The sequence below is a fragment of the Streptomyces sp. NPDC030840 genome (genome assembly GCF_055572015.1).
The window spans coordinates 1-23,480 of sequence record NZ_JBVIEE010000028.1 but is presented as its reverse complement, the minus strand read 5'-3'; the positions used below and the strand labels follow the sequence as shown (position 1 = coordinate 23,480).

Below are 23,480 nucleotides of genomic sequence, written 5' to 3'. Positions count from 1 at the left end.
TCTTGGTCTGGTACTGGTTCTGGAGCTGAAGAACCCTGGTCTGGGGCGCAACAGAGCATCCCTTCATCGCAAAGGAAGGCAGGCGGGAGCGACCGTCCGAAGAGGCGGAAGCGACAGGTGAGGTCAGGCCGTCGTCTCGGTACGGAGACCGGAGCAACGGGCGGAGCAGGCCGAAACAGCATGCGTGAAGTGCCGGAATCGCGGCAGGACGAACAACCTCTCCCCGTGGCGACACCGTTCCCCCGGCCGCCGGTTGACACGCGCGATGGCGGAGTGGTCAGAAGCCGCCCGTCGCGAGGATCACCATACGTGCACATGAACGGGACAGGACAAGTCAGATTTTGATGTCTGAGTTGACTGGCGCAAACGTGCCAGCCGAGGCTCACGGATCTCGGCCTGGACAACTTCCGTGCTCAAGCTCGGGGTTATCTGTGTGATAAACGTGAAGAGCCCGTCAAGTTGGCGCGATTGCCGGATCAAAGTTGACTTTAAGTCGCCCGTCGCCCGCTGCGTTCTGGACCAGCTGGCGGGGCCCGTGTACCGGGAGCTGACCGTCACACCACGGGCCCGGCTGCCCGGCTCAGTACGGGCCGGTGCTCTCCACCGTCGACCAGAAGCGGTCGACGATGTGGTCCAGGAAGTCGCGGCCGGCCTCGTGGGCGTCGGACGCGGACGTGCCGCCGGCCCAGGTGAGTGAGGCCGCCGGCATTCCCTGGTACGCGAGGTGCAGCTGGCGGAGCACGTCCGCGAGGTGCCGCCGGTCCAGGGGCAGCAGCTTGGCCGCCGGGCGCACGTAGGCCTGCCAGCGCGTGGTCACGGCGCTCCGGAGCAGCTCGGCCAGTTTCCCGTTCCTCCCCGAGACGGTGACGAGGTCCTCCAGCGAGAGGCCGAGCAGCTCGATGAGGGCGGCGGACTGACGACCGGTGCCGCGCCACCGGTCGGTCTCCTCCATGCGCAGGTACGCGAGGAATTCCAGGCCGACGCCGCGGGCGACGTCCTCGGCCGCGAGACCCCGGGCGAGGCGGTACTCGCGCAACGTGCGGGGCCTGTCGGCGAGGTCGCCCACGGAGCACCACAACACGCCCGCGAGAGCGGTGAGTTCGGCGCCGGTGGGGGCGGAGGCGCCGCGTTCCCAGTCGATGACCATGTCGGGGGTGACGTGGGGGAGTCCGTACGAGGAGCGCATCCCGTACGCCACGTGCTCGGGCTCCATGCCGAGCCCGGCACGGAGTTCCCGGGCGGCCGCGGAGTTGAAGGGCGGGGTGGGGGGCAGGGGCTGCGCGGCCTGTGACCGGTGCGAGGGCTGCGCGGGGTGCTGGGCTCGTGCTCGTGGTCGGTGCACGCGGCCACCGTAGGGGCGTGGGGCTGCGGTGACTACGGTCTGTTCGGCCACACTCACGGACCGCGGAAACCTTTGGCCGCAGCGCGGAACGCCGGACTCCGGGAGCTTCGTGGGGCCCTTGGGGCCCGAGAGTCTGCCGAGGCCGTCTGGCCCGGGGACAACCCACCGGTCCAGGATGGCGGTGCACGATCAAGCAACGGCTGGAAGGCACTGACCACATGACCGAGGCCGACGGCAGGGACAAGCTGGACGGGCACATCCGGGAGCGGCTGCTCGCCCCCAACTTCTGGCATCTGGCGACCGTGGACGCCGAGGGGGCGCCCCAGGTGTCGCCGATGTGGGCCGACATCGAGGACGGGTACGTCATGGTCAACACGTCCGTGGGCCGCGTCAAGGAGGACAACCTGCGGCGCAACCCGCACGTGTCCCTCTCCCACCACGACGCTGAGAACCCCTACGACCGGGCGGAGATACGGGGACGGGCCGTGCGGTTCGTGACGGGCGAGGAGGCACTGCGGGCCATGGACCGGCTCACGAAGAAGTACATCGGTGAGGACCGGTACCCGTGGCTCCTCCCCGGGGAGGAGCGCCTGATGATCCTCATCGAACCGACACGGGTGCGCCGGGTCGTGGGCGTGGAGCCGTTCCGGGCGGGGGTCCTGCCGGACACGCCGCCCGCTCCCTGACACGTCCCCCGGCTCACCGTCTCACCACCCGGCTCACCCCTTGACCGCCCCGCCCAGCGCGAACCCGCCGCCGAGCCGTCGTGCCACCAGCACGTACAGCACCAGCACCGGCGTCGAGTAGATCACCGAGAACGCCGCCAGCTGCCCGTACACCACCATCCCGCGGTTGCCGAAGAACTCGTTGATGCTCACGGCGGCGGGCATCTGGTCGGGCGTCAGGAGCAACATGAAGGGCACGAAGAAGTTGCCCCACATCATGACGAAGCAGAACACGGTCACCACGGCCACGCCCGGACCCATCAGGGGCAGCACGATCCGGACCAGGGACTGCGGCGACGAGGCGCCGTCCGTCCAGGCGGCCTCCTCCAGTTCCCTCGGGACGCCGTCCATGAAGTTCTTCATCAGCCAGATGGCGAACGGCAGTTGTGAGGCTGCGAAGAAGAAGATCGTGCCCTGAACGGTGTCGATGAGGTTCACCCGCACGAACAGCGCGTACACCGGGACCATGATCGCGGTGATCGGCAGACTCGTCGCGAAGAGGATGGTGAGCAGGAACGGCCGGTTGAGGCGGGAGCGGAAGCGGGAGAGCGGATAGGCCGCCAGGGCCGCGCACACCACCGTCAGGAGGGTGCCGCCACCGCACAGGACCAGGCTGTTGAGCAGCGGGGTGAAGGTGATGTCCGGGGTCAGGACGGCGCCGAAGTTGTCCAGGGTCAGGCCGCCGGGCACCTTCACCCTCAGGTCGGCGTCCGGGTCCAGGGCGGACAGGACCACCCAGGCCAGCGGCAGGGCGAAGGCCGCGGCCACGGCGAGGAGACCCGCGTCGGCGGCCAGCCGGTGGGCCCTGCGGCGGCTGCTCGGAGTGCGGGGCATGGCGGCTCAGACCTCCGTCCGCAGCAGGCGCAGGTAGACGACCGAGAAGAGGGACCCGATGAGGAGCAGCAGGAGGGCCACGGCCGTGCCGTAGCCGATCATGCTGTTCTGGAAGGCCTGTTCGTACATGAACAGGGGGAGCGTCTGGCTCCTGTCGCCGGGGCCCCCGCGGGTCATCACCCAGATCAGGCCGAACACGGACAGCGTCTGCAGGGTGTTGAGCATCAGGTTCGTGCCGATGGAACGCCGGATCATCGGCAGCGTGATGTGCCACAGCCGGCGCCAGCCGCCCGCGCCGTCGACCTCGGCCGCCTCGGTGATCTCCTTCGGGATCTCGTTCAGGGCGGCCGAGTACACCAGCATGGAGAAGGCCGTGCCCCGCCAGACGTTCGCGAACGACACCGCGAGGATCGGCAGCGTGAACAGCCAGTTCTGCGACGGCAGATGGAGCCACTGAAGGATCGCGTTCAGGGTGCCCTCACGGCGGAAGAAGGCGTACAGGAGGAAACCGGCGACGACCTCCGGCAGCACCCACGCCGTGATCACGATCCCGCCCACGAGCGTACGGACCGGCTTCGACGCCCGCCGCATCAGCGACGCCAGCGCCAGCCCCAGCGTGTTCTGCCCGACGAGCGAGCTCAGCACCGTGAACACCAGCGTCAGCCACACGGCGTTGAGGAACGCGTCGTCCTCGAACGCGGTACGGAAGTTGTCGAAGCCGACGAACGACTCCCGGGCCTGGCCGGTGAGCTGGAGGTCGGTGAAGGCGATGTACGCGCAGTAGACGATCGGGCCCGCGAGGAAGAGGACCAGGAGGACGAGGGCGGGTGTGACGGGCAGGGCGCGGGTGAGGCCCCGGAGAACGGGCCGCGGGGCCTGCCGGACTTCCTGGTGGCTCACCTCTCGATCACTTGGCCGTTCGTGACCGACTTCAGGGTGTCGTCGTAGCCGCTCGCCGCCTCCTCGACCGACACGTCACCGGTCGTCACGCCCTCCATCGCCTCCTGGATCGCCGTCGAGACCTTCGGATACGCCGGATACGCGGGCCGGTAGTGGGTGCTGGGGACCAGGTCGGTGAAGAACTCGATGCCGGGCTGCGCCCTGACGTACTCCGGATCCTCGGCGACGTCCTCGCGTACGGCGATGCCCGAGTTGGCGATGTACCACTTCTGGGCGTTGTCCTTCGTCTGCATCGTCTTGATGAACTCGAAGGCCAGGTCGGGGTTGGCCGCCTTGGCCGGGATCGCCCAGGTCCAGCCGCCGGACATGCTCACCTTGCCGGGGGACTGGCCGTTCTGCGTCGGCATGTACGCAAGGCCCAGCTCCTCGGACCAGGTGGGCCACTCGTGCCCGGCGCCCTTCTGCCAGTCCTGCGGGAGCCAGGAGCCGTCGAGGTCGATGGCCAGCTTGCCCTTCGGCAGGAGGTCGCCGCGGACGATGGTCTGGATGTTCGGGTCGAGGGCGACGGAGACGTCCGGGCCGAGCTTCTCCTTGTAGACGGTCTCCACGAACGCCAGGGCGTCCTTGAAGCCCTGGCTCCCGGCGACCCACTTCTTGGCCGCCTTGTCGTACAGCGGGTCGGACGTCCCGTCGCCCGTCCCGTACAACAGCATCTCGAAGCCCTGCATGGTCGCGGCCTCACCCGCCGGTTTGCCGGTGTAGACGTTCAGCGGTGTGACGCCGGGGACCTTCCGCTTGACGGTGCGGGCGGCGGTCAGGACGTCGTCCCAGGTCTTCGGCTGCCAGTCGGAGGGCAGCCCGGCCTTCTCGAAGATGTCCTTGTCGAACCAGAGGCCGCGGGTGTCGGTGCCGTCCGGGACGCCGTACGTCCTGCCGTCCTCCGCCCTGGCCGCCGCCTTGGCGGAGTCGATGAACCGGTCCCAGTCCTTCCACTTGGCCAGGTACGGGTCGAGGGGTTTGAGATAGCCGCTGGTGATGTCGGAGTTGATGAGGAAGGTGTCCTCGTAGACCAGGTCAGGAGCCGTCTTCGGAGAGCGGAGCATCTGCTGGACCTTGGTGTAGTACTCCGAGTCCGGGGCCTTGATGGGGACGAGCTCCACCTTCTTGCCCGGATGTGCCTTCTCGAACTGCTTCTTGACGCCGGCGAGGAAGGTGTCCATGACACGGACGGAGTTGTCCGTGGACTGCTTGAACGACACCTTCACCGTGTCGGGGTCACTTCCGGAGCCGCTGCCGCAGGCGGTGAGGGTGCCTGCGGCGAGGAGTGTGACGGCGAGGAGTGGGGGGAGGGCGGCGGTGGGGCGCACGGGCATGACCTCCTGCGGACGCACTTCGTTGTGGCGCGGGGTGGCTGCCCGGTGACCGTAGGTTGAGTGGTCTAGTCAGGTCAATGCGTCTGCGGCGGATTCGCCTGGAGGAGGGCTCAGGGAGGGACTAGAGGAGGTGGTCGGCCTTGCCGGACTTGATGTCATGGATGAGGGTGCGGAGCGCTTCGCGGGTGACGTTCCGTCGGCGCGGGCCGTGTTGGCATCGATGCCCTTTCTCCATGGTCGGTGGGGGTCAGTCTGCACCTGGGAGGGGTGGGCCCGTGCCAGGGAGACAGGCCACCACCGCTTGGGGCGTCGGCGCGTCACCGAAGGTCCATAGTCAACAAGGGAGTTGCTCATGCCCGTGTCCGCGCTCGGAGTCGTCTCCACCTGTCCTGTCTTCGCCGGGGAGGCGGACGTCTCTTCGCCGGGAAGGCGGACGTGGCGCCACTCTCGCCCGACACGCTCACCTACAGCCTCACCCTGCCTGCCGGACCGGCCGGCTCGTGGATCGCGCGGGTCGCGACGCGGGCCGTGCTTCACGGGCACGGGCTGGGGGACATGACGGATGCGGTGGTGCAGGTGGTGGGGGAACTCACCGCCTGTGCCTGCCGGTTCACGCCGGGAGAAGAGGTGTACCTGTCGCTGCGCTATCGGGAGGGGCGCTGAGGGTGGTGCTCTACGACGGGCATCGGCGGCACGAGCACCCGCGGCTGGTCGCGGCCTGCGATGCGCGGAGGGGGCGGCGTTGCGGGTGCTGGGTGTGTGGTGCGGGCGTGTGGCGGGGAGTGGAGGTTCGGTGAGGCGGGGGAGCCCGGGGGGCGGGGCTCGGATGTGGGCGGTGGTGCCTTGGGTGGGGGCTCGGGGGTATGCGGGGGTGGGGTGAGGTGGGGGTTTGGGCGCGTATCGAGAGCTGGCAGGGGGCTTGTCGTCGGGCAGTTCACGGCTGGCCGTGCCTCTCAGCGGGTGGCGCCTGCTGGTCGTGCTTGATGCGGGTGAGGAAGAAGTCCCGGACGTCCTCGGCGAGCAGCTCCGGGACCTCCATCGCGGCGAAGTGGCCGCCACGGTCGAACTCCGACCAGTGCCTGATGTCGTACAACCGCTCGGCCAGCGGCCGCACCGACTGCGTGATGTCGTGTGCGAACACCGCCACGCCGAGCGGCACCGGACAGGGCGCGCTCCGCCCGCGGGGAGCATCGTGGTGCAGGCGCGCCGAGGAAGCCGCAGTGGCGGTCAGCCAGTACAGCGAGATGTCGGTGAGCATCCGATCGTCGCTGACCGGCGTGCGCGGGTCGGTCCACTGCGCGAAGCGCTCGGCGATCCAGGCCAGCTGGCCGACCGGCGAGTCGGTCAGCGCGTATCCGATGGTCTGCGGGGTGAGGGCCTGCAGGGCCTGGTACGGCGGACGGTTCGCCATCAGCTGCCTGACTTTGTCCAGCCGGGCTTCATCCGTCTCGGACAACTCGATGCCGGCGTCCGGGTCCGGCCGGGTCGGCAGATAGTTGACGTGCACCCCGACGACCTGCTCGGGTGCCACGGCGCCGAGGGCCGTCGATATGCCGGCGCCGAAGTCGCCACCCTGCGCGCCGTAGCGCTGGTATCCGAGCCGGCGCATCAAGTCGGCCCAGGCCCGCGCGATCCGGACGGCGTCCCAGCCGCGCTCGTGGGTCGGTCCGGAGAAGCCGTAGCCGGGGATGGACGGGATCACCAGGTGGAAGTCGCGCGACAGCGGCTCGATCACGTCGAGGAACTACAGGAACGAACCGGGCCAGCCGTGGGTGAGGATCAGTGCGAGCGCGTCCGGCTTCGCAGACCGGACGTGGATGAAATGGATGTTCTGGCCGTCGATCTCGGTGGTGAAGTGTGGAAGCTCGTTGAGCTCGGCCTCATGTGCACGCCAGTCGTAGCCGGTGCGCCAGTACTCGGCAAGCTCCTTCAGCCGCGCCAGCGGGAAGCCGTAGTCCCATCCGGCGCCGGCGACCTCGTTGGGCCAACGGGTGCGGGAGAGGCGGTCGGTCAGATCGTCGAGGTCGGCCTGGGGGATGTCGATGCGGAACGGCTTGATCATGGTCTTCACTCCAGGGGTATTCGTTCGGCACCCAAACGTTCGTGGCACTAATGAAGTTAAACTGTTAGTGTCACTAACGCAAGAGGCGGAGGATCTCCCCATGAGCCCGACTTCCGAACCCACCCCGGCCCGGCTGCGCGCCATCCCCAGCCGCCTGCTCGCCGGGGCCGCGGTCGTCGCCGACCGGCTCGTCAGCGAGCGCCTGGCCGCGGAAGGCGCTCACAAGTGGCACTTCGCCGTGCTGGTCGCGCTCGCCGAGTCCGGCGCCGCCAGCCAGGCCGAACTCAGCCGCCGCACCGGCGTCTACCGCAGCGACATGGTCGCCGTCCTCAACGAGCTTGCCGAGACCCAGTGCATTCGCCGCGAACCCGACCCCGCCGACCGCCGCCGCAACGTCATCACGCTCACCCCCACCGGCCGCCGCCGCCTGGAGCATCTCGATACGCTCATCGCCGACGCCCAGCGCGAACTTCTGGCCCCCCTCAACCCCGCCCAGCAGGACGAACTCACCCGCCTGCTCACTGCCCTGACCGAGCACCACCGCCCCCCGCACCTCCGCCCCCGCGACGGGCAATAGTCCGACGTGGCTAAGGCTGACCCTTCACCCACCGGTACTGCAGCTCCGGTCTCCCCACCGTCCCGTACTGCGGGCTCCGAGCGGCCCGGCCCGCCTCCACCAGGTGCTCCAGGTAACGGCGGGCCGTGATGCGCGAGATGCCGACGGTCTCCGCGATGCCGGCCGCGGTCATGCCGTCGGCGCAGTCGCGGAGGGCCACGGTGACGCGCTCCAGGGTGGGGGCGCTCAGTCCTTTGGGCAGGGCGGCGGGGCCCGGGGCCCGGAGGGTGGCGAGGGCTCTGTCCACCTCGTCCTGGCCGCTCGCCTCGCCCGCCGCCGCGTGGAACTCGGCGTAACGGATGAGACGGTCGCGCAGCGTGGCGAAGGTGAAGGGCTTGAGGACGTACTGCACCACGCCCAGCGACACCCCTTCCCGCACGACCGTCAGGTCACGGGCCGACGTCACCGCTATCACGTCCGCGTGGTAGCCGGCGGCACGCAGCGTGCGGGCGAGCTGCAGGCCGTGCACGTCCGGGAGATGGAGGTCCAGCAGGAGCAGGTCCACGGGCGTGCGGTCCAGCGCGCGGCGCGCCTCCGCACCGGTGTGCGCCTTGCCGACCGCGACGAAGCCGGGGACCCGGCCGACGTACATGACGTGCGCGTCGGCGGCCACGGGGTCGTCCTCGACGACGAGGACGCGGATGGGTTCGGTCGTCATACGTGGCCTCCAGGCACGGCTCTGTGCGCGGCGGACCGCGCGGTCTCCGTCGCCGCGCCGGGCCGGGCGGACCCCACCGTAGGCAACGGCAGCCTGACCTCGAACTCCGCCCCGCCCTCGTCGGCCTCCCTGACCGTGAGGGTGCCCTCGTGGCGGCGTACGGTCTGCCGGACCAGGGCGAGACCGAGGCCGCGGCCGCCCGGGCCCGCCGGCTTCGTCGAGAAGCCCCGCTCGAACACGGCCTCCGCGTGGGCCGGGTCCACGCCCGCGCCCGTGTCGGCGACCCGGAGCAGGAGCTCGGCCCCCGTGGCGGAGTCCGTTGTGTACGCCGTCACCGCCACCCTGGCCCCCACCGTCCCCTGCGCCGCGTCCACCGCGTTGTCGATCAGGTTGCCGAGGACGGTGACCAGGTCGCGGGCGGAGAGCGACTCCGGGAGGAGGCCGTCGTCGATGCGGCTGTCCTCGGAGACCACCAGCTCCACGCCCCGCTCGTTGGCCTGGGCCGCCTTGCCCAGGAGCAGGGCCGCCAGGACAGGCTCGCTGACCGCCGCGACCACCTGGTCGGTGAGGGCCTGGGCCAGTTCCAGTTCCGCCGTCGCGAAGTCGACCGCCTCGTCCGCGCGCCCGAGCTCGATCAGGGAGACGACCGTGTGGAGGCGGTTCGCGGCCTCGTGCGCCTGGGAGCGCAGGGCCTGCGTGAAGCCCCGCTCCGAGTCCAGCTCGCCCATCAGCGACTGAAGCTCCGTCACGTCACGCAGCGTCACGACGGTGCCGCGGCGCTGGCCGCCGGAGACGGGGGAGGTGTTCACGACCAGCACGCGGGTGGCCGTCAGGTGCACCTCGTCCACCCGTGGCTCGGACGCCAGCAGGGCACCCGTGAGCGGGGCCGGCAGTCCCAGGTCGGCGACCGAGCGGCCGACCACCTCCTCGCTCACGCCGAGCAGCTCCTGCGCGCCGTCGTTGATCAGCGCGACACGGTACTGCCCGTCCAGCATCAGCAGGCCCTCGCGTACGGCGTGCAGCGCGGCCTGGTGGTAGTCGTGCATGTTGCTGAGCTCGGCGGCGTTCATGCCATGGGTGTGGCGGCGCAGCCGGGCGTTGACCACGTACGTGCCGAGGCCGCCCAGGGCCAGGGCGCCCGCCGCGACGCCGATCAGCGCGGTCAGCTGGTCCTGGACGCGGGCGCTGATCGCCTCGATCCTTATGCCCGCGCTGACCAGGCCGATGATCCGGCCGTTCTCCTCGATGGGCGTCACCGCGCGCATGGACGCACCGAGGGTTCCCGTGTACGTCTCGGTGAAGGTCTCGCCCTTCAGCGCCCGGTCGATGTGGCCGCGGAAGTGCTTGCCGATCTGCTTCGGGTCGGGATGGGTCCAGCGGATGCCGTCGGGGTCCATGATCGTGATGAAGTCGACCTCGGTGTCGCGCTGCACCTTCAGCGCGTACGGCTGGAGCGTCTTCGTGGGGCGCTGCGTGTGGATGGCCTCGCGCACCGAGGGGGAGTCGGCGACGGCGCGGGCCACGGCCCTCGCCTGGCGGCCCGCCGCCTCCTCGGCCTGGGCGCGGTCGCTGACGTACGTGAACAGCGCGTACCCGGCGACCACGACCGCCAGCAGCACCGCCTGGACGGCGAAGAGCTGGCCGGCCAGGCTGCGGGGCCGCAGGTAGCGGGGGGCGCGGGCGGCGCGGGGGAAGCGCATGCGAACAGTCTGCATCCACGTATAAGCGTGAACTAAATGAACGGAAGGGTGACCGCCCTCACAGGGCGGGAGATAGTCACCCAAGTGCGATGGAGCGAACAGCCCGTCGCGAGGGAGCACGACTCCCGACCCGGGACCCGCACTCCCGAGCCGCAGGGAGCATGACTCCCACCCCCTGGGAACCCCCACTCCCACGACCCCCGGGGGCGGTCTCCCACCCAGGGAGCCCGTTTCCCCGCACATCCCCCGGACGTGAGCCGCACGCCGGAAGAGCCGACGACGTCGTCGACGAGGAGGGCAGCCGTGGCCAGCACCACCCATACGGCACCTACCGCTCCCGCCAAGCGGGACCGCACGCACTACCTGTACATCGCCGTGATCGTGGCCGTGGCCCTCGGCATCGCCGTAGGCCTCATCGCCCCCGACTTCGCGGTCGAGCTGAAGCCCATCGGCACCGGCTTCGTCAACCTCATCAAGATGATGATCTCGCCGATCATCTTCTGCACGATCGTCCTGGGCATCGGTTCCGTACGGAAGGCCGCCAAGGTCGGCGCCGTCGGCGGTATCGCGCTCGGCTACTTCACGGCGATGTCGCTGGTCGCCCTCGGTATCGGCCTGGTCGTCGGGAACATCCTGGAGCCCGGTACGGGCCTGGCGGTGACCGAGGCGGTCAAGGAGACCGGTCAGGCACAGGTCACGGAGGCCAAGAACACCGAGGAGTTCCTGCTCGGCATCATCCCGACCACGATCGTCTCCGCGTTCACCACGGGTGAGGTACTGCAGACGCTGGTCGTCGCCCTGCTCGCCGGATTCGCCCTGCAGGCCATGGGCCCGGCCGGAGCGCCGATCCTGCGCGGTGTCGAGCACATCCAGCGGCTCGTCTTCCGCATCCTCGCCATGGTGATGTGGGCGGCCCCGATCGGTGCCTTCGGTGCCATCGCCGCCGTCACCGGTTCCGCCGGTCTGGACGCCCTCAAGAGCCTCGCCGTGCTGATGCTCGGCTTCTACGTCACCTGCTTCCTGTTCGTCTTCATCGTGCTCGCCGCGCTGCTGCGGATCGTCGCCGGCCTCAACATCCTCACGCTCTTCAAGTACCTGGGCCGTGAGTTCCTGCTGATCCTGTCCACCTCCTCCTCCGAGTCCGCGCTGCCGCGGCTCATCGCGAAGATGGAGCACATGGGCGTCAGCAAGCCGGTGGTCGGCATCACCGTCCCGACCGGCTACTCCTTCAACCTCGACGGCACCATGATCTACATGACCATGGCGTCCCTGTTCATCGCCGACGCCATGGGTACGCCGATGTCGATCGGCGAGCAGATCCCGCTGCTGCTCTTCCTGCTGGTCGCCTCGAAGGGCGCGGCCGGTGTGACGGGTGCGGGCCTCGCCACCCTCGCGGGTGGCCTGCAGTCCCACAAGCCCGCGCTCGTGGACGGCATTGGCCTCATCGTCGGTATCGACCGCTTCATGAGCGAGGCCCGCGCGCTGACCAACTTCGCCGGCAACGCGGTCGCCACGGTCCTGATCGGTACGTGGACGAAGGAGATCGACAAGGAGCGGGTGGAGCAGGTCCTCGCGGGGCAGCTGCCGTTCGACGAGAAGACGCTCCTGGACGACGATGCCGAGGCCGGGACGGACGCAGACTCGGGCTCGGAGGCGGAGCAGGGCGGCGAGAAGGAACTGGCGAAGGCGTAGGCGCGCCGCCCCCTTACGGGGCGCCCCTCTACGGGGCGCCACCCCCCACAAACCCCGAGCGGTCGGATCCTCCCCCGTAGATCCGGCCGCTCGGTCGTTCGCTGTCCCCGGTCGCTTACCTTTCGGTGAGTAGCTGACAAATTAGTCGGTACTTGTGGGGAGTTGTCCCTGCGTCAAGCATGGTCATCATGCGAAACGACGTTGCGAACAATCCTGTTGAGAAGGCCTCTGTCGAGAAGCCCTCTGTTGAGAAGCCCTCCGTCGGGAAGGCCTCCGCCGAGAAGGCCTCCGTCGCCGTCCTCGGTCTCGGCGCCATGGGCAAGGCCCTCGCCGCCGCGTTCCTGCGGGGCGGGCACCCCACGACCGTCTGGAACCGTTCGCCCGGCAAGGCCGGCGAACTGGTCGCGCAGGGCGCCGTCCCGGCCGGGACCGTCGCCGAGGCGGTCCGCGCGGCCGAGCTGGTCGTGGTGTGCGTGGTCGACCACGGCGCCGCGCAGGCCGTCCTCGACGGCGCCGCCGACGAACTGCCCGGCCGCGTCCTGGTCAACCTCACCTCCGACACCCCTGAGCGCTCCCGCACCGCCGCGGCCTGGGCCGCCGGGCGCGGCATCGACTACCTGGACGGCGCGATCATGGTTCCGGTCACGACGATCGGGCAGCCCGAGGCGCTCGTCTTCTACAGCGGTCCACGGGCGGCGTACGACAAGTACGAGGCGGCTCTGCGGGCGCTCGGCGGCCGGCCCACGCACCTCGGGGAGGACCACGGCCTCGCCGCCGTGTACGACCTCGCCCTGCTCGACTACTTCTACGCGGGCATGTCCGGACTGGTGCACGCCTTCGCGCTCGCCGGCACCGAGGGCGTCCGCGCGAAGGACCTCGCCCCCTATCTGGACACGATCACCGCCATCATGCCGCCCATCGCCGCCTACACCGCCGAGCACATCGACGCGGGCTCCTACCCGGGCGAGGACGCACCCCTCGCCATGATGGCCGCGGGGGCCGGCCACGTCCTGGAGGCCGCCGAACAGCGCGGCCTGGACGTCGGCGTCCTCCGCGCGGTCAAGGACATCACCGACCGCGCGCTCGCCCGCGGCCACGCGGCCGACGGCTGGGCGAGCACGGTCGAGGCCGTACGCGGCCGGTGATCCGCAAATCCTTTGACCCGCCCTGCGGTTCGGCCCACGCTTGACGCGCCGGAAGTGTCGGGAGAGCCGAGGGAGCAGTCAGTGTCGGAAGAGCGGGAAGAGCGGGAAGAGCCGGAAGAGAGCATGCTGACCCACATCCCGCCCGACGGAGTCGCCCCGGGCAACGGGTACAGCCATGTGGTGGTGGGAGAAGGCCGACTGGTCGTCATCTCCGGTCAGGTCGCCCTGGACGAGAAGGGCGACGTGGTCGGGGAGGGCGACGCCGCCGCCCAGGCCCGCCAGGTCTTCGAGAATCTGCGGCGTTGCCTTGCGGCGGGCGGCGCGACATTCGCCGACGTCGCCAAGTTGACCTACTACGTCACCGACGTCGCCATCCTGCCGGAGGTACGGGCCGCCCGCGACGCCCATATCGACACCGCGCGTCCGCCGGCCAGCACGGCCGTACAGGTGGCCGCTCTCTTCCGGCCGGAACTGCTGCTGGAGGTGGAGGCCCTCGCCATCGTGCCCTGGTGATCCCCTGGTGATCCCCTGGCGATCCCCTGGCGATCCGGTGGTGGTCCGGCCAGCCCGGGCGCCGTTGCCTTGACGCCGACGTCAAGGCATACGGTCGGCCCATGCGAATCGGCGAGCTGGCGGCGCGGGGCGGGACGACCGCGAGGGCGGTGCGGTATTACGAATCGTTGGGGCTGACCGATGCGAACTGGTGTCTCTGGAGTCGCTGATGATGCTGACCGAGGGGGTCGACGGAGCTTGGCGGAGCTAGCGTTGTCGAGTCAGCCCGTGAGCCCTGGAAGGCACGAACCGGCGGTTGCCGAGGATACGGTTGTACGTGGCGTCGACCGAGCTGTCGTCGTCGGACGCTGTCCGACGTGGGTGCTTGTCACCGCACCCGCACCTGTGCCCGAACCTCGGCGCAGGTGGATGCGACCCGTTACCGCCCTGTCGTAGGGGGCAGTCGGGAGCGCGACGAGGTGTGAGAGGCCGAGCCGCAGGCTGGGGCCACTCACGGCTGAGAAGGTGACGGCTGACTGGTGTCCAGTAAATGCGGCTGGTCCTCGCTCTCCTCGCCGCGGAGGAGGGCGAGCGGCTGAAGGTGGTCCAGTTGGACGTCGACACCAGTCCGGCGACCACGAACGCCTACAAGGTGCTGTCGATGCCGACGTTCATGGTCTTCCGCGACGGCGAGCCCGTGAAGGCGATGGTGGGCGCCCGGTCCAGGCGGCGGCTGCTGGAGGAGCTGGCAGAGGTGCTGTGATCCTGACGCGGCACCACGCGGTGCCCCTGACCCCGTACGAAGAAATCCCCCGAGTAATTGCGCTCGGGGGATTTCTCTGCGTATATTCAGTGGTTCGCGACTTCAGGGAAATGGCCGCGAAGAAGTTCAACTGAAGCAGAGTATATCCGGGCGGGAGCGGAATTGTCAAACAGGGGCTCGCACAAAGAATTCTCCGACGATGAATTGCGGCGTGAGCAGGAATTCATCGACGGACTGTACGCGCGCGTGGACGCCCTGCGCGGGGACGCCGAGGTCTCCGTCTCGGACGCGCTCGCGCAGGGGCACACGCCCATGCAGGCGCGGCTGGAGCGGGACATCCTCGTCGCCGAACGCTCCGGGCTGCTCGCCGCGCTGAACGCCGTGGACGGCTCGCTCTGTTTCGGCCGGATCGACCTGACCTCCGGCGTCAGCCACCACATCGGCCGTATCGGTATCCGCGCCGACGACGCCGACCTCACGCCCATCCTCATCGACTGGCGGGCCGACGTCGCCCGGCCCTTCTACCTCGCCACCGGTCACACCCCCATGGGGCTGCGCCGCCGCCGCCACATCACCACCGAGGGCCGCGACGTCACCGCTCTGCACGACGAGATCCTCGACCTCGGCGACCGCACCCGCACCGGCCACGAGGACCCCACGGGCGACGCCGTCCTGCTCGCCGCGCTCGACGCGGCCCGCACCGGCCGCATGCACGACATCGTGCAGACCATCCAGGCCGACCAGGACCGCATCATCCGGGCGCCCCACCGGGGCGTGCTGGTCGTGGAGGGCGGCCCGGGCACCGGCAAGACCGCCGTCGCGCTGCACCGGGCGGCCTATCTCCTCTACGAGCACCGCGAGCTGCTCGCCAAGCGCGCCGTCCTGATCGTCGGCCCCAACCCCGCCTTCCTCGGCTACATCGGCGAGGTACTGCCCTCCCTCGGCGAGACCGGTGTGCTCCTCGCGACGGTCGGCGAACTGTTCCCCGGCGTGAAGGCCACCGCCAAGGACACCCCGGACGCCGCCCGCGTCAAGGGCCGCGCCGACATGGCCGACGTCCTCGCCGCCGTCGTACGCGACCGGCAGGCCCTCCCCGACCCGGTGATCGCCATCGAGCACGACCGGGAGATCCTCATGCTCGACGACGACCTCGTACGGGTCGCCCGTGAGCACACCCGCGAGGCGAGGCTCCCGCACAACGTGGCGCGCGAGCACTTCGAGGGCCACATCCTCAACACGCTCACCGACATGGTCGCCAACCGCATCGGCACGGACCCCTACGACGGCTCCAACCTGCTCGACCCCAGCGACATCACCCAGATCCGCGACGAACTCGCCGAGAACCCCGAGGTCTGGTCGGCCATCGACCAGTTGTGGCCCCGGATCACCCCGCAGCGCCTCGTCGCCGACTTCCTCGCCGCCCCCGAGGGCTACCTGTCCGACGAGGACGCCGCCGCCGTCCGCCGCCCGGTGACGCGCGCGTGGACCGTGGCGGACGTACCGCTGCTCGACGAGGCGGCCGAACTCCTCGGCGTGGACGACAGGATGGCCCGGGCGGTCGCCGAGCGCGAGCGGGAGCAGCAGATCGCGTACGCGCAGGGCGTGCTGGACGTGTCGTACGCGTCCCGGACGTACGAGTTCGAGGACAAGGAGGACGGTGACCCCGACAGCTCCGAGGTGCTGTCCGCGCACGACATCATCGACGCCGAGCGGTTCGCCGAACGGCAGGAGGAGGACGACCACCGCAGCGCCGCCGAGCGTGCCGCGGCCGACCGCACCTGGGCGTTCGGGCACATCATCGTCGACGAGGCGCAGGAGCTGTCGCCCATGGCGTGGCGGCTGCTGATGCGGCGCTCGCCGACCCGCTCGATGACCCTGGTCGGCGACCCCGCGCAGACGGCCGAGGAAGCGGGTGTCGGCTCCTGGGCCGGCATCCTCCAGCCGTACGTCGAGGACCGCTGGGAGCACACCCGCCTCGGCGTCAACTACCGTACGCCCGCCGAGATCATGGAGCTCGCGGCGAACGTCGTACGGGCCGAGAACCCGGACTTCGAGCCGCCGAGTTCGGTCCGCTCCACGGGCGTACGTCCCTGGGTGCGCCGGGCCCTGGGCGATCTGCCCGGCGAGGTGGCCAAGGCGGTCGCCGAACTCACCCCCGCCGAGGGGCGCCTCGCGGTGATCGCGCCGCGCGACCTGCACCGGGCGCTCGCCGCACGGCTCGACGGCGTCACGGCGGGCGGGGAACCGGACCTGACGCGGACGGTCGTGCTGCTCGACTCCCGGCAGGCCAAGGGGCTGGAGTTCGACTCGGTGCTGGTCGTGGAGCCCGGCCGGTTCGGCACGAGCGACCTGTACGTGGCGCTGACCCGCGCGACGCAGACGCTGGGTGTCGTACACGAGGGGAAGGTGCCGCAGGCGCTGGCGGCGGCGGGCGCGGAGTGACGTGTCCGGTGGATCCGGTCTGTCCGGGCTATCCGGTGGCGGAGGTGAGGGGAAGCAAAGGAGCCGGAATCACCACATCCACCACAGGGATCACCAAGCCGTAACAGTTCATGCCGTCGTCACTGCACGTGAGCGTGTCATACGGTATGCGTGGTCGTCATGGAATCTCATGCGTTCGCCGCCGCCCCCGCCGGCAGCCCCAGGCTTGAGTCGCTGCCCGTGGAGCCGCTGCTGACCTCGGAGTTCGACGCGGATCCGGGCAGTGTGTACGAGCGGCTGCGGCGTACGCACGGCCCGGTGGCGCCGGTGGGGCTGATGGGTGTGCCGGTGTGGCTGGTCCTCGACTACCGCGAGGTCCTGGAGGTGCTGCGCGGCGAGAGCCTCTGGCGGCGGGACGTACGGCACTGGAGGGCGCGCGCCGAGGGGCGGCTGCCCAAGGACTGGCCGCTCCTCGCGGGCTACGAGGTGCGGCAGATGATGTTCTTCGACGACGACGAACACCGGGCCGCGCGGGGGACCTACCACTCGGCGATGCGGCCCTTCCAGGACGGCCACACGCCGGTGGGCTGGGAGATGCGGGCGGCCGTCGCACGGTACGCGGACGAGCTCATCGCCCTGCTGGCCGCGGAGTCCGGGACCACGGGCTTCGCGGACCTGGCGGCGCAGTACACGCGGCCGCTGCTGCTCATGGTCACCACGAAGCTGTTCGGCTGCCCCGTCGAACTCGGCGACGAAATGGTCATGGACCTCTGGCGGATGCTCGACGGCGGGCCCGACGCCGGCCCGGCGACCGCGCGGGCGTCGGCCGCGATGACACGGCTCGCCGCGCACCGGCGCGCGGTGCCCGGCGACGACCTGACCTCCTACATGCTCCTGTCCGACCCCACGCTCTCGGACGAGCAACTGGGCCGGGAGCTGTTCATGAACGCCGTCTACCTGAACGACATCACCGGCAACATGGTCTGCAACACGCTGCTGGAGGTGCTGCGGGGCAACGCCACGGTGCGGCGCAGCCTGTCGGCCGGCCTGATCGGTGAGACGGTCAACCGGGCGGCGCTGGTCAGTCCGCCCGTGGCCAACATGTGTTTCCGGTTCGCGGCGCGTGACGTACGGCTGGGGAACTACTGGGTGCGGGCCGGGGACATCGTGTCCCCCTCGGTCGCCGCCGCACACCACGACCTGCTGGCGATCGGTACGTCCCACATCGTCGACTCCACGATCAGTACGCGGGCGCACCTCGCGTGGGGGGCGGGGCCGCACCAGTGCCCCAGTGCGGCCCGTGAGCTGGCGAGCATGATCGTGTCCACGGCGGTGGGGCGCGTCTTCGACCACTTCACGAAGGCGGAGCTGACCCTCCCGCCGGACCAGTTGCCCTGGCGCTCCGGGCCGGTGGTGCGGGGGCTTCGTCTGCTCCCCGTCCGTTACGAGCTGAGCGACCGGAGTTCCGCCCTGCGCCCGATTCCGGCTCCACGGCGGGGCGAGGAGCCGGTGCCGGCGGCGGGGCACGGGACCGACCGCCCTGCGAGCGGGTTGCTGGCGGCGCTGAGGCGGCTGATGTCCGGGGCGCGCAAGGCGCACTGAGGTGCGGCGGGGGGTGCTGTGTTTCTCCGCCGGGGGCCGAGGTTTTCAGGGGCGCGGGGAACTGCGCGATCAGCCCTCACCCACCCGCACACGCCCCGCCACCCCAGCCGCCCTCCCCGGGGGTCTGGGGGCGGAGCCCCCGGGATGGGACGGGTAGGGGCGGCGGGGGCGGGAAACCCTACGCCGGGCGGAGCCAGACCGTGGCGAGCGGCGGCAGCGTCAGCCCGATCGAGGCCGGCCGCCCATGACACGGCTGCGGCTCCGGCTTGACGGGATGCGGATTGCCGACGCCACTGCCCCCGTACACCTCCGCATCCGTGTTCAGCACCTCATGCCACGCCGGCACATCGTCAGGCACCCCCAGCCGGTACTCGCTCCGCACCACCGGCGCGAAGTTGGACACCGCCAGCAGCGGTGAGCCGTCCGCCGCGAACCGCAGGAACGCGAACACGTTGTCCTCCGCCGCGTCCCCCGCCACCCAGGCGAACCCCGAGGAGTCGGTGTCCCGCTCCCACAGGGCCGGAACCTCGCGGTAGACGGAGTTGAGGTCACGCACCAGGTCCCGTACCCCGCGGTGGTCGGCCTCCGCCCCGTACGCCGGGTCCAGCAGCCACCAGTCGGGCCCGTGCTCCTCCGACCACTCGGCCCCCTGGGCGAACTCCTGTCCCATGAAGAGGAGCTGCTTGCCGGGGTGGGCCCACATGAAGCCCAGATAGGCCCGGTGGTTGGCGCGCCGCTGCCACCAGTCGCCCGGCATCTTCGACACCAGTGAGCCCTTGCCGTGGACGACCTCGTCGTGGGAGATCGGCAGCACGTAGTTCTCGCTGTAGGCGTACACCATCGAGAACGTCATCTCGTTGTGGTGGTGCTTGCGGTGCACCGGGTCCTTGGCCATGTAGCCGAGCGAGTCGTGCATCCACCCCATGTTCCACTTCAGCCCGAAACCGAGGCCGCCGAAGCCACCGGGACCCATGTGGTGCGTGGCGCGCGTGACGCCGTCCCAGGCCGTGGACTCCTCGGCGATCGTCACCACGCCGGGCGCGCGCCGGTACACCGTCGCGTTCATCTCCTGCAGGAACGACACCGCGTCCAGGTTCTCGCGCCCGCCGTGCTCGTTCGGTGTCCACTGGCCCGGCTCGCGCGAGTAGTCGAGGTACAGCATCGAGGCGACGGCGTCGACGCGCAGGCCGTCGATGTGGAACTCCTCGCACCAGTACACCGCGTTGGCCACCAGGAAGTTCCGCACCTCCCGGCGCCCGTAGTCGAACTCCAGCGTTCCCCAGTCCGGGTGCGCGGCCCGGCGCGGGTCCTCGTGCTCGTACAGCGGAAGCCCGTCGAACTCCGCGAGCGCCCAGTCGTCCCGCGGGAAGTGCGCCGGAACCCAGTCCATCAGAACGCCGATGCCGGCCTGGTGGAGCCGGTCGACGAGGTACTTGAAGTCGTCCGGGGTGCCGAGCCGGGCCGTGGGCGCGTAGAACCCGGTGACCTGGTAGCCCCACGAACCGCCGAACGGGTGCTCGGAGATCGGCAGCAACTCCACATGGGTGAAGCCGAGGTCCCGCACGTACGCGGGCAGCTGCTCCGCGAGCTGACGATACGTCAGACCCGGGCGCCATGACGGCAGATGAACCTCGTACACCGAGAACGGCGCCTCGTGGGCCGGGCGGTCGGCCCGGCGCGTCATCCACTCCGCGTCACCCCACTCGTAGTGGGACGCGTGCACGACGGAGGACGTCTCCGGCGGGGCCTGCGTACGGCGGGCCAGCGGGTCCGCGCGCAGGCTCTTCGTCCCGTCCGGCCGGGTGATCTCGAACTTGTACAGCTCACCCTCGCCGATCGACGGCACGAACAGCTCCCAGATCCCCGAGGAGCCCAGCGAGCGCATCGGGTAGCCCGTCCCGTCCCAGAAGTTGAAGGTGCCGGCCAGGCGCACACCGCGCGCGTTGGGCGCCCACACGGTGAAGCGGGTGCCGGTCACGCCCTGGTGCACCATCGGCTGCGCGCCCAGCGCCTTCCACAGCTCCTCGTGCCGCCCCTCGCCGATCAGGTGCAGGTCCAGCTCCCCGATCGCGGGCAGGAAACGGTACGCGTCCTCGGTGTCCTGCACCGTCCCCTCGTACGTGATGAGCAGCCGGTACGACTCCGGAACGGCCCGCAGCGGCAGCACGGCCGAGAAGAACCCGTCGCCGTCGTCGTGCAGTTCGGCCCTCAGCTCGTCCGTGACGACGGTGACCCCCAGCGCGTACGGCCGGAACGCCCGGAACACCACGCCTCCGGGCACGGGGTGCGCTCCGAGCACCGCGTGCGGCTGGTGATGCGTGCCGTTGAGCAGCCGCTCCCGGTCCTCGGCGTCGACCGCGGACGACAACGGCACCCACTGCTCGGGGATCGGCGCGGCCGGCCGGCCGGGGTCCTGCGCGGCGCGGGGTTCAGGGATGGAGGGGACGTCCGCGGTTGTGGCCGTGGCCGTGGCCGGTGGTTCGGGGCTCGTGGGCTCGGGGATGCGTACGACGGCTTCGGCGGTGGCGGTCTCCGGGGCCGACGGCTCGGAAGACCTGGGTACGACCTCGGCCACCTTCTTCGCCGCCACCGCCTTCTTGGCGGCGGCCTTCTTGGCCACCGCTTTCTTCGCGGAGGTCTTCTTGGCCGTTGCCTTCTTGGCGGCCGTCTTCTTGGTGGCGGCCTGGGCGGCGGGGACTTGTGTGGCGGGGACTTGTGCGGCCGGGGCCTGTGTGGCGGGGGCCTGCGCGGCGGTGATCTTCTTGGCGGCGGTCTTCCCGCTGGTCGCCTTCTTGGCCGGGGCCTTCTTGGCGGTGGCTTTCGTGGCGGTGGTCTTCTTCGCCGCCGTCACCTTCGCCGCCGTCGTCTTCGCGGCCGTCGTCTTCGCAGTCTTCGCAGCCGTCTTCTTGGCGACGGTCTTCTTCGCCGCGGTCTTCTTCGCCGGGGTCTTCTTCGCGGCCGTACCCTCACCCGCCTGCGCGACCGGACCCGTGGCGGTGCCCGTGCCCGCGTCCGAGCCCTCAGTGACCTTCGCCCCGGTCTTCGCGGGGCTCTTCTTCGCCACCGCCTTCCTGGCCACCGCCTTCTCCGCCACCGTCTTCTTCGCCGCAGCCGTGGTCTTCTTGGCGGCAGCCGTGGTCTTCTTGGCGGCAGCCTTCGTCGCCGTCGTCTTCTTCGCCCCTGCCTGTTTCGCGGTCGTCTTCCTCACCACCGCTGTGGAGTCGTTCTCGGTGGCGCCGTTCTGGTTCGTACTGTCGTCGGACGGGGGACGGGGGGTCACGGGCACGGCCTCCTCGGCACAGGCACAGACGGGGACGGGTGGGGCAAGGGAAAAGGTCGGAGCGTCAGGGGGTGTCGTCGTTCGCCGCCAGCCGGCGTATCGCGGCCAGCGGCACCGGCAGCCAGTCGGGGCGGTGCCGGGCCTCGTAGACGACCTCGTACACCGCCTTGTCCGTCTCGTACGCGCGCAGCAGCACGGGATCGGTCCGCGGGTCGCTCCCGGAGACCTCCGCGTACCCGGCGCAGTACGCGGCCCGGCACAGGGACGCCCAGCGCGGCTCCGGGGGGTGCTGCGAGTGGGCCGCGTAGTCGAAGGAACGCAGCATCCCCGCGACGTCCCGTGCGATGGGCTGGGGCATGCGGCGCTCGGTGAGCGACTTGGAGGGTTCGCCCTCGAAGTCTATGAGTGACCACTCTCCGCCGGGCGACCGCAGGCACTGGCCCAGGTGCAGGTCCCCGTGGATGCGCTGGGCCGTCCAGGTGGTGCCCTCGGCCGCCAGGTCCGCCAGGGCCACGAAGGCGGAGCGCAGTTCCGGTGCGTACGGCCGCAGCGCCGGAACCGCCTGTGCCGCCGCCTCCAGCCGCTCGGTCATCCCGGCCACGAGCAGCTCCAGCTGGGGCCGCCCGACGGTGACCGTCGGCAGTGCCCGCGCCAGCGCCGTGTGCACCTCGGCCGTCGCGCGCCCCAGCGCCCGCGCCTCCGCGCCGAAGTCCTCTCCCTTGGCGAGCTCCCGCAGTGCCAGCTCCCAGCCGTCGGTCGCGCCCTGCACGAAGGGCTGCAGCACGCCGAGGACGTACGAGTCGTCGGCGGAGGCGAGGTCCGCCATCAGCCAGCCCGCCGGAGCCGGCACCCGTGGGCACCCCTCGCGCGCGAGCATCAGCGGCAGCTCCAGGTCCGGGTTCGTGCCGGGCACGATCCGCCGCAGCAGCTTCAGAATGAACGTATCGCCATACACGACGGACGAGTTGGACTGCTCCGCCGTCACCAGGCGAGGCACGAGCCCTGCTCGGATCTCCTGCCGCATGTCCCGTTCGAACCGCAGCTCACCCACGCGTGCCCGGGCGCGCAGCGCTTCCAGGAGCACCTCGGCGGGCCGGGGGTCGTGCAGCGCCTCGTACACCGTGCGCCCCGCGAGCGGCCCCTCGTCCAGGTGCCCGATCAGCGCGGGCGCGAGCCGCGGCGGCAGGGTCTCGCGCACCCCGATCAGGAGCTGGTAGCAGTCGGCGGGGTGTGCCGCGGCGGTCTGGACGGGCACGAGCGGCTGATGGGCCCGTACGAGCAGATGGAGCAGTCCCAACTTGGAACTGACGGGCAGCAGTTCGGTCGCCGAGACCAGGGTGAACCCGGTGACCGGCCGGCCCTTGCCCGCGAACCACCGCTGCCGTGGCAGCCACTCCCGCAGCAGTGGCTCCATAGACGCAAGGAGGCCCGGACTCGTCGTACGGGCGGAGTGCGCGGAGTGCGTGGCCGCCTCCGGCGTTGCTGCCGACGTGGTCGCCGACGTGGCTTCCGACATGGCGTCGCGTCCTTTCCCCGGTGACCCGGATGACCAGAGGACCAGGGGAGTCGGGGTGTTACTGATGCGTGCCCAGGGCGGGGCGGTGGAAACCGCCCCGCCCTGGGCTTCTAGGCGGCGTCCTTGCGCAGCCGGAACCAGTAGAAGCCGTGGCCCGCGAGAGTGAGCAGGTACGGCAGTTCCCCGATGGCGGGGAAACGGACTCCGCCGATGAGCTCGACGGGGTGGCGGCCGGCGAAGGCGCGCAGGTCGAGTTCGGTGGGCTGCGCGAAGCGGGAGAAGTTGTGCACGCACAGCACCAGGTCGTCCCCGCCCTCCTCCGTCGGGGGGGCCTCGCGCAGGAAGGCGAGGACGGCGGG

At 70.5% G+C, this 23,480-nt stretch carries 17 protein-coding genes and 3 pseudogenes; 10 read left to right on the top strand and 10 right to left on the bottom strand.

The genetic code is table 11. The annotated features are described in order from the left end of the window. Nucleotides 1-580 precede the first annotated feature (580 nt). Nucleotides 581-1,342, bottom strand: coding sequence for a helix-turn-helix domain-containing protein (locus ACZ49J_RS39080; protein WP_467450672.1), 762 nt, complete (start codon nt 1,340-1,342; stop codon nt 581-583). Between the two features lie 218 nt (nt 1,343-1,560). On the opposite strand from ACZ49J_RS39080, the gene ACZ49J_RS39075 reads away from it, so the two are divergent. After that, nucleotides 1,561-2,028 (top strand): PPOX class F420-dependent oxidoreductase, encoded by a 468-nt coding sequence (locus ACZ49J_RS39075; RefSeq protein WP_467450670.1) that lies wholly within the window; start codon nt 1,561-1,563, stop codon nt 2,026-2,028. 33 nt (nt 2,029-2,061) lie between these two features. Here the strand turns inward: ACZ49J_RS39075 and ACZ49J_RS39070 are convergent, their stop codons facing one another. The 3 genes from ACZ49J_RS39070 to ACZ49J_RS39060 are packed head-to-tail and all read right to left on the bottom strand — an operon-like array spanning nt 2,062 to nt 5,174. After that, on the bottom strand, nt 2,062-2,901 hold the full coding sequence (locus tag ACZ49J_RS39070) for a carbohydrate ABC transporter permease (protein WP_467450669.1): 840 nt from the start codon (nt 2,899-2,901) through the stop codon (nt 2,062-2,064). 6 nt (nt 2,902-2,907) lie between these two features. After that, nucleotides 2,908-3,801 carry a carbohydrate ABC transporter permease gene (locus tag ACZ49J_RS39065; protein WP_467450668.1) on the bottom strand — a complete coding sequence of 298 codons (894 nt, stop codon included), beginning with the start codon at nt 3,799-3,801 and terminating at the stop codon, nt 2,908-2,910. Next, on the bottom strand, nt 3,798-5,174 hold the full coding sequence (locus tag ACZ49J_RS39060) for an extracellular solute-binding protein (protein WP_467450666.1): 1,377 nt from the start codon (nt 5,172-5,174) through the stop codon (nt 3,798-3,800). The genes ACZ49J_RS39065 and ACZ49J_RS39060 overlap by 4 nt, the downstream gene beginning before the upstream one ends. 435 nt (nt 5,175-5,609) lie before the next feature. Here ACZ49J_RS39060 and ACZ49J_RS39055 point away from each other — a divergent pair, with 435 nt between their 5' ends. Continuing rightward, nucleotides 5,610-5,837 carry a hypothetical protein gene (locus ACZ49J_RS39055; RefSeq protein ID WP_467450665.1) on the top strand — a complete coding sequence of 76 codons (228 nt, stop codon included), beginning with the start codon at nt 5,610-5,612 and terminating at the stop codon, nt 5,835-5,837. A 271-nt stretch (nt 5,838-6,108) separates the two neighbouring features. On the opposite strand, the pseudogene ACZ49J_RS39050 reads toward ACZ49J_RS39055, so the two are convergent. Next, nucleotides 6,109-7,236 (bottom strand): annotated as a pseudogene (locus ACZ49J_RS39050) (epoxide hydrolase family protein). Between the two features lie 100 nt (nt 7,237-7,336). On the opposite strand from ACZ49J_RS39050, the gene ACZ49J_RS39045 reads away from it, so the two are divergent. Then, complete coding sequence (locus ACZ49J_RS39045) at nt 7,337-7,813, top strand: MarR family winged helix-turn-helix transcriptional regulator (protein ID WP_467450664.1); 477 nt, start codon at nt 7,337-7,339, stop codon at nt 7,811-7,813. A 10-nt stretch (nt 7,814-7,823) separates the two neighbouring features. Here the strand turns inward: ACZ49J_RS39045 and ACZ49J_RS39040 are convergent, their stop codons facing one another. Next, nucleotides 7,824-8,510 (bottom strand): response regulator, encoded by a 687-nt coding sequence (locus tag ACZ49J_RS39040; RefSeq protein WP_467450661.1) that lies wholly within the window; start codon nt 8,508-8,510, stop codon nt 7,824-7,826. Next, a complete protein-coding gene (locus tag ACZ49J_RS39035) occupies nt 8,507-10,210 on the bottom strand; it encodes a sensor histidine kinase (protein ID WP_467450659.1) in 1,704 nt (567 codons plus the stop codon). The genes ACZ49J_RS39040 and ACZ49J_RS39035 overlap by 4 nt, the downstream gene beginning before the upstream one ends. Nucleotides 10,211-10,513: 303 nt before the next feature. Here ACZ49J_RS39035 and ACZ49J_RS39030 point away from each other — a divergent pair, with 303 nt between their 5' ends. From ACZ49J_RS39030 to ACZ49J_RS39000, 7 genes and pseudogenes are all read left to right on the top strand, one after another. Continuing rightward, nucleotides 10,514-11,902, top strand: coding sequence for a cation:dicarboxylate symporter family transporter (locus ACZ49J_RS39030; protein ID WP_467450656.1), 1,389 nt, complete (start codon nt 10,514-10,516; stop codon nt 11,900-11,902). Nucleotides 11,903-12,090: 188 nt separating this feature from the next. Beyond that, nucleotides 12,091-13,047: an NAD(P)-dependent oxidoreductase gene (locus ACZ49J_RS39025; protein WP_467450654.1), complete on the top strand. Its 957-nt coding sequence runs from the start codon at nt 12,091-12,093 to the stop codon at nt 13,045-13,047. 123 nt (nt 13,048-13,170) lie between these two features. Next, complete coding sequence (locus ACZ49J_RS39020) at nt 13,171-13,560, top strand: RidA family protein (protein WP_467450970.1); 390 nt, start codon at nt 13,171-13,173, stop codon at nt 13,558-13,560. A 101-nt stretch (nt 13,561-13,661) separates the two neighbouring features. Next, nucleotides 13,662-13,745, top strand: a pseudogene (locus ACZ49J_RS39015) (MerR family DNA-binding transcriptional regulator); the annotation flags it as partial. A gap of 322 nt (nt 13,746-14,067) precedes the next feature. Beyond that, nucleotides 14,068-14,302: pseudogene (locus ACZ49J_RS39010) on the top strand (thioredoxin family protein); the annotation flags it as partial. A 144-nt stretch (nt 14,303-14,446) separates the two neighbouring features. Further along, nucleotides 14,447-16,744, top strand: a complete 2,298-nt coding sequence (locus tag ACZ49J_RS39005) for a HelD family protein (RefSeq protein ID WP_467450969.1) — start codon at nt 14,447-14,449, stop codon at nt 16,742-16,744. 159 nt (nt 16,745-16,903) lie between these two features. Next, nucleotides 16,904-18,325 carry a cytochrome P450 family protein gene (locus tag ACZ49J_RS39000; RefSeq protein WP_467450653.1) on the top strand — a complete coding sequence of 474 codons (1,422 nt, stop codon included), beginning with the start codon at nt 16,904-16,906 and terminating at the stop codon, nt 18,323-18,325. A gap of 178 nt (nt 18,326-18,503) precedes the next feature. On the opposite strand, the gene glgB is transcribed toward ACZ49J_RS39000, so the two are convergent. The 3 genes from glgB to ACZ49J_RS38985 all read right to left on the bottom strand — a co-directional run. Beyond that, on the bottom strand, nt 18,504-21,605 hold the full coding sequence (gene glgB / locus ACZ49J_RS38995; protein ID WP_467450652.1) for a 1,4-alpha-glucan branching enzyme: 3,102 nt from the start codon (nt 21,603-21,605) through the stop codon (nt 18,504-18,506). A 64-nt stretch (nt 21,606-21,669) separates the two neighbouring features. Next, a complete protein-coding gene (locus tag ACZ49J_RS38990) occupies nt 21,670-23,121 on the bottom strand; it encodes a maltokinase N-terminal cap-like domain-containing protein (RefSeq protein ID WP_467450649.1) in 1,452 nt (483 codons plus the stop codon). Nucleotides 23,122-23,231: 110 nt separating this feature from the next. Beyond that, on the bottom strand, nt 23,232-23,480 hold a 249-nt coding region (locus tag ACZ49J_RS38985; protein ID WP_468351841.1), incomplete at its 5' end, for an alpha-glucosidase C-terminal domain-containing protein.

Excerpts from the sequence above, each read along its gene's own strand:
- ACZ49J_RS39075 (WP_467450670.1), top strand. The coding sequence starts at position 1,561 with ATGACCGAGGCCGACGGCAGGGACAAGCTGGACGGGCACATCCGGGAG.
- ACZ49J_RS39070 (WP_467450669.1), bottom strand. The coding sequence starts at position 2,901 with ATGCCCCGCACTCCGAGCAGCCGCCGCAGGGCCCACCGGCTGGCCGCC.
- ACZ49J_RS39060 (WP_467450666.1), bottom strand. The coding sequence starts at position 5,174 with ATGCCCGTGCGCCCCACCGCCGCCCTCCCCCCACTCCTCGCCGTCACA.
- ACZ49J_RS39045 (WP_467450664.1), top strand. The coding sequence starts at position 7,337 with ATGAGCCCGACTTCCGAACCCACCCCGGCCCGGCTGCGCGCCATCCCC.
- ACZ49J_RS39040 (WP_467450661.1), bottom strand. The coding sequence starts at position 8,510 with ATGACGACCGAACCCATCCGCGTCCTCGTCGTCGAGGACGACCCCGTG.
- ACZ49J_RS39035 (WP_467450659.1), bottom strand. The coding sequence starts at position 10,210 with ATGCGCTTCCCCCGCGCCGCCCGCGCCCCCCGCTACCTGCGGCCCCGC.
- ACZ49J_RS39025 (WP_467450654.1), top strand. The coding sequence starts at position 12,091 with ATGCGAAACGACGTTGCGAACAATCCTGTTGAGAAGGCCTCTGTCGAG.
- ACZ49J_RS39020 (WP_467450970.1), top strand. The coding sequence starts at position 13,171 with ATGCTGACCCACATCCCGCCCGACGGAGTCGCCCCGGGCAACGGGTAC.
- ACZ49J_RS39000 (WP_467450653.1), top strand. The coding sequence starts at position 16,904 with ATGGAATCTCATGCGTTCGCCGCCGCCCCCGCCGGCAGCCCCAGGCTT.
- ACZ49J_RS38990 (WP_467450649.1), bottom strand. The coding sequence starts at position 23,121 with ATGTCGGAAGCCACGTCGGCGACCACGTCGGCAGCAACGCCGGAGGCG.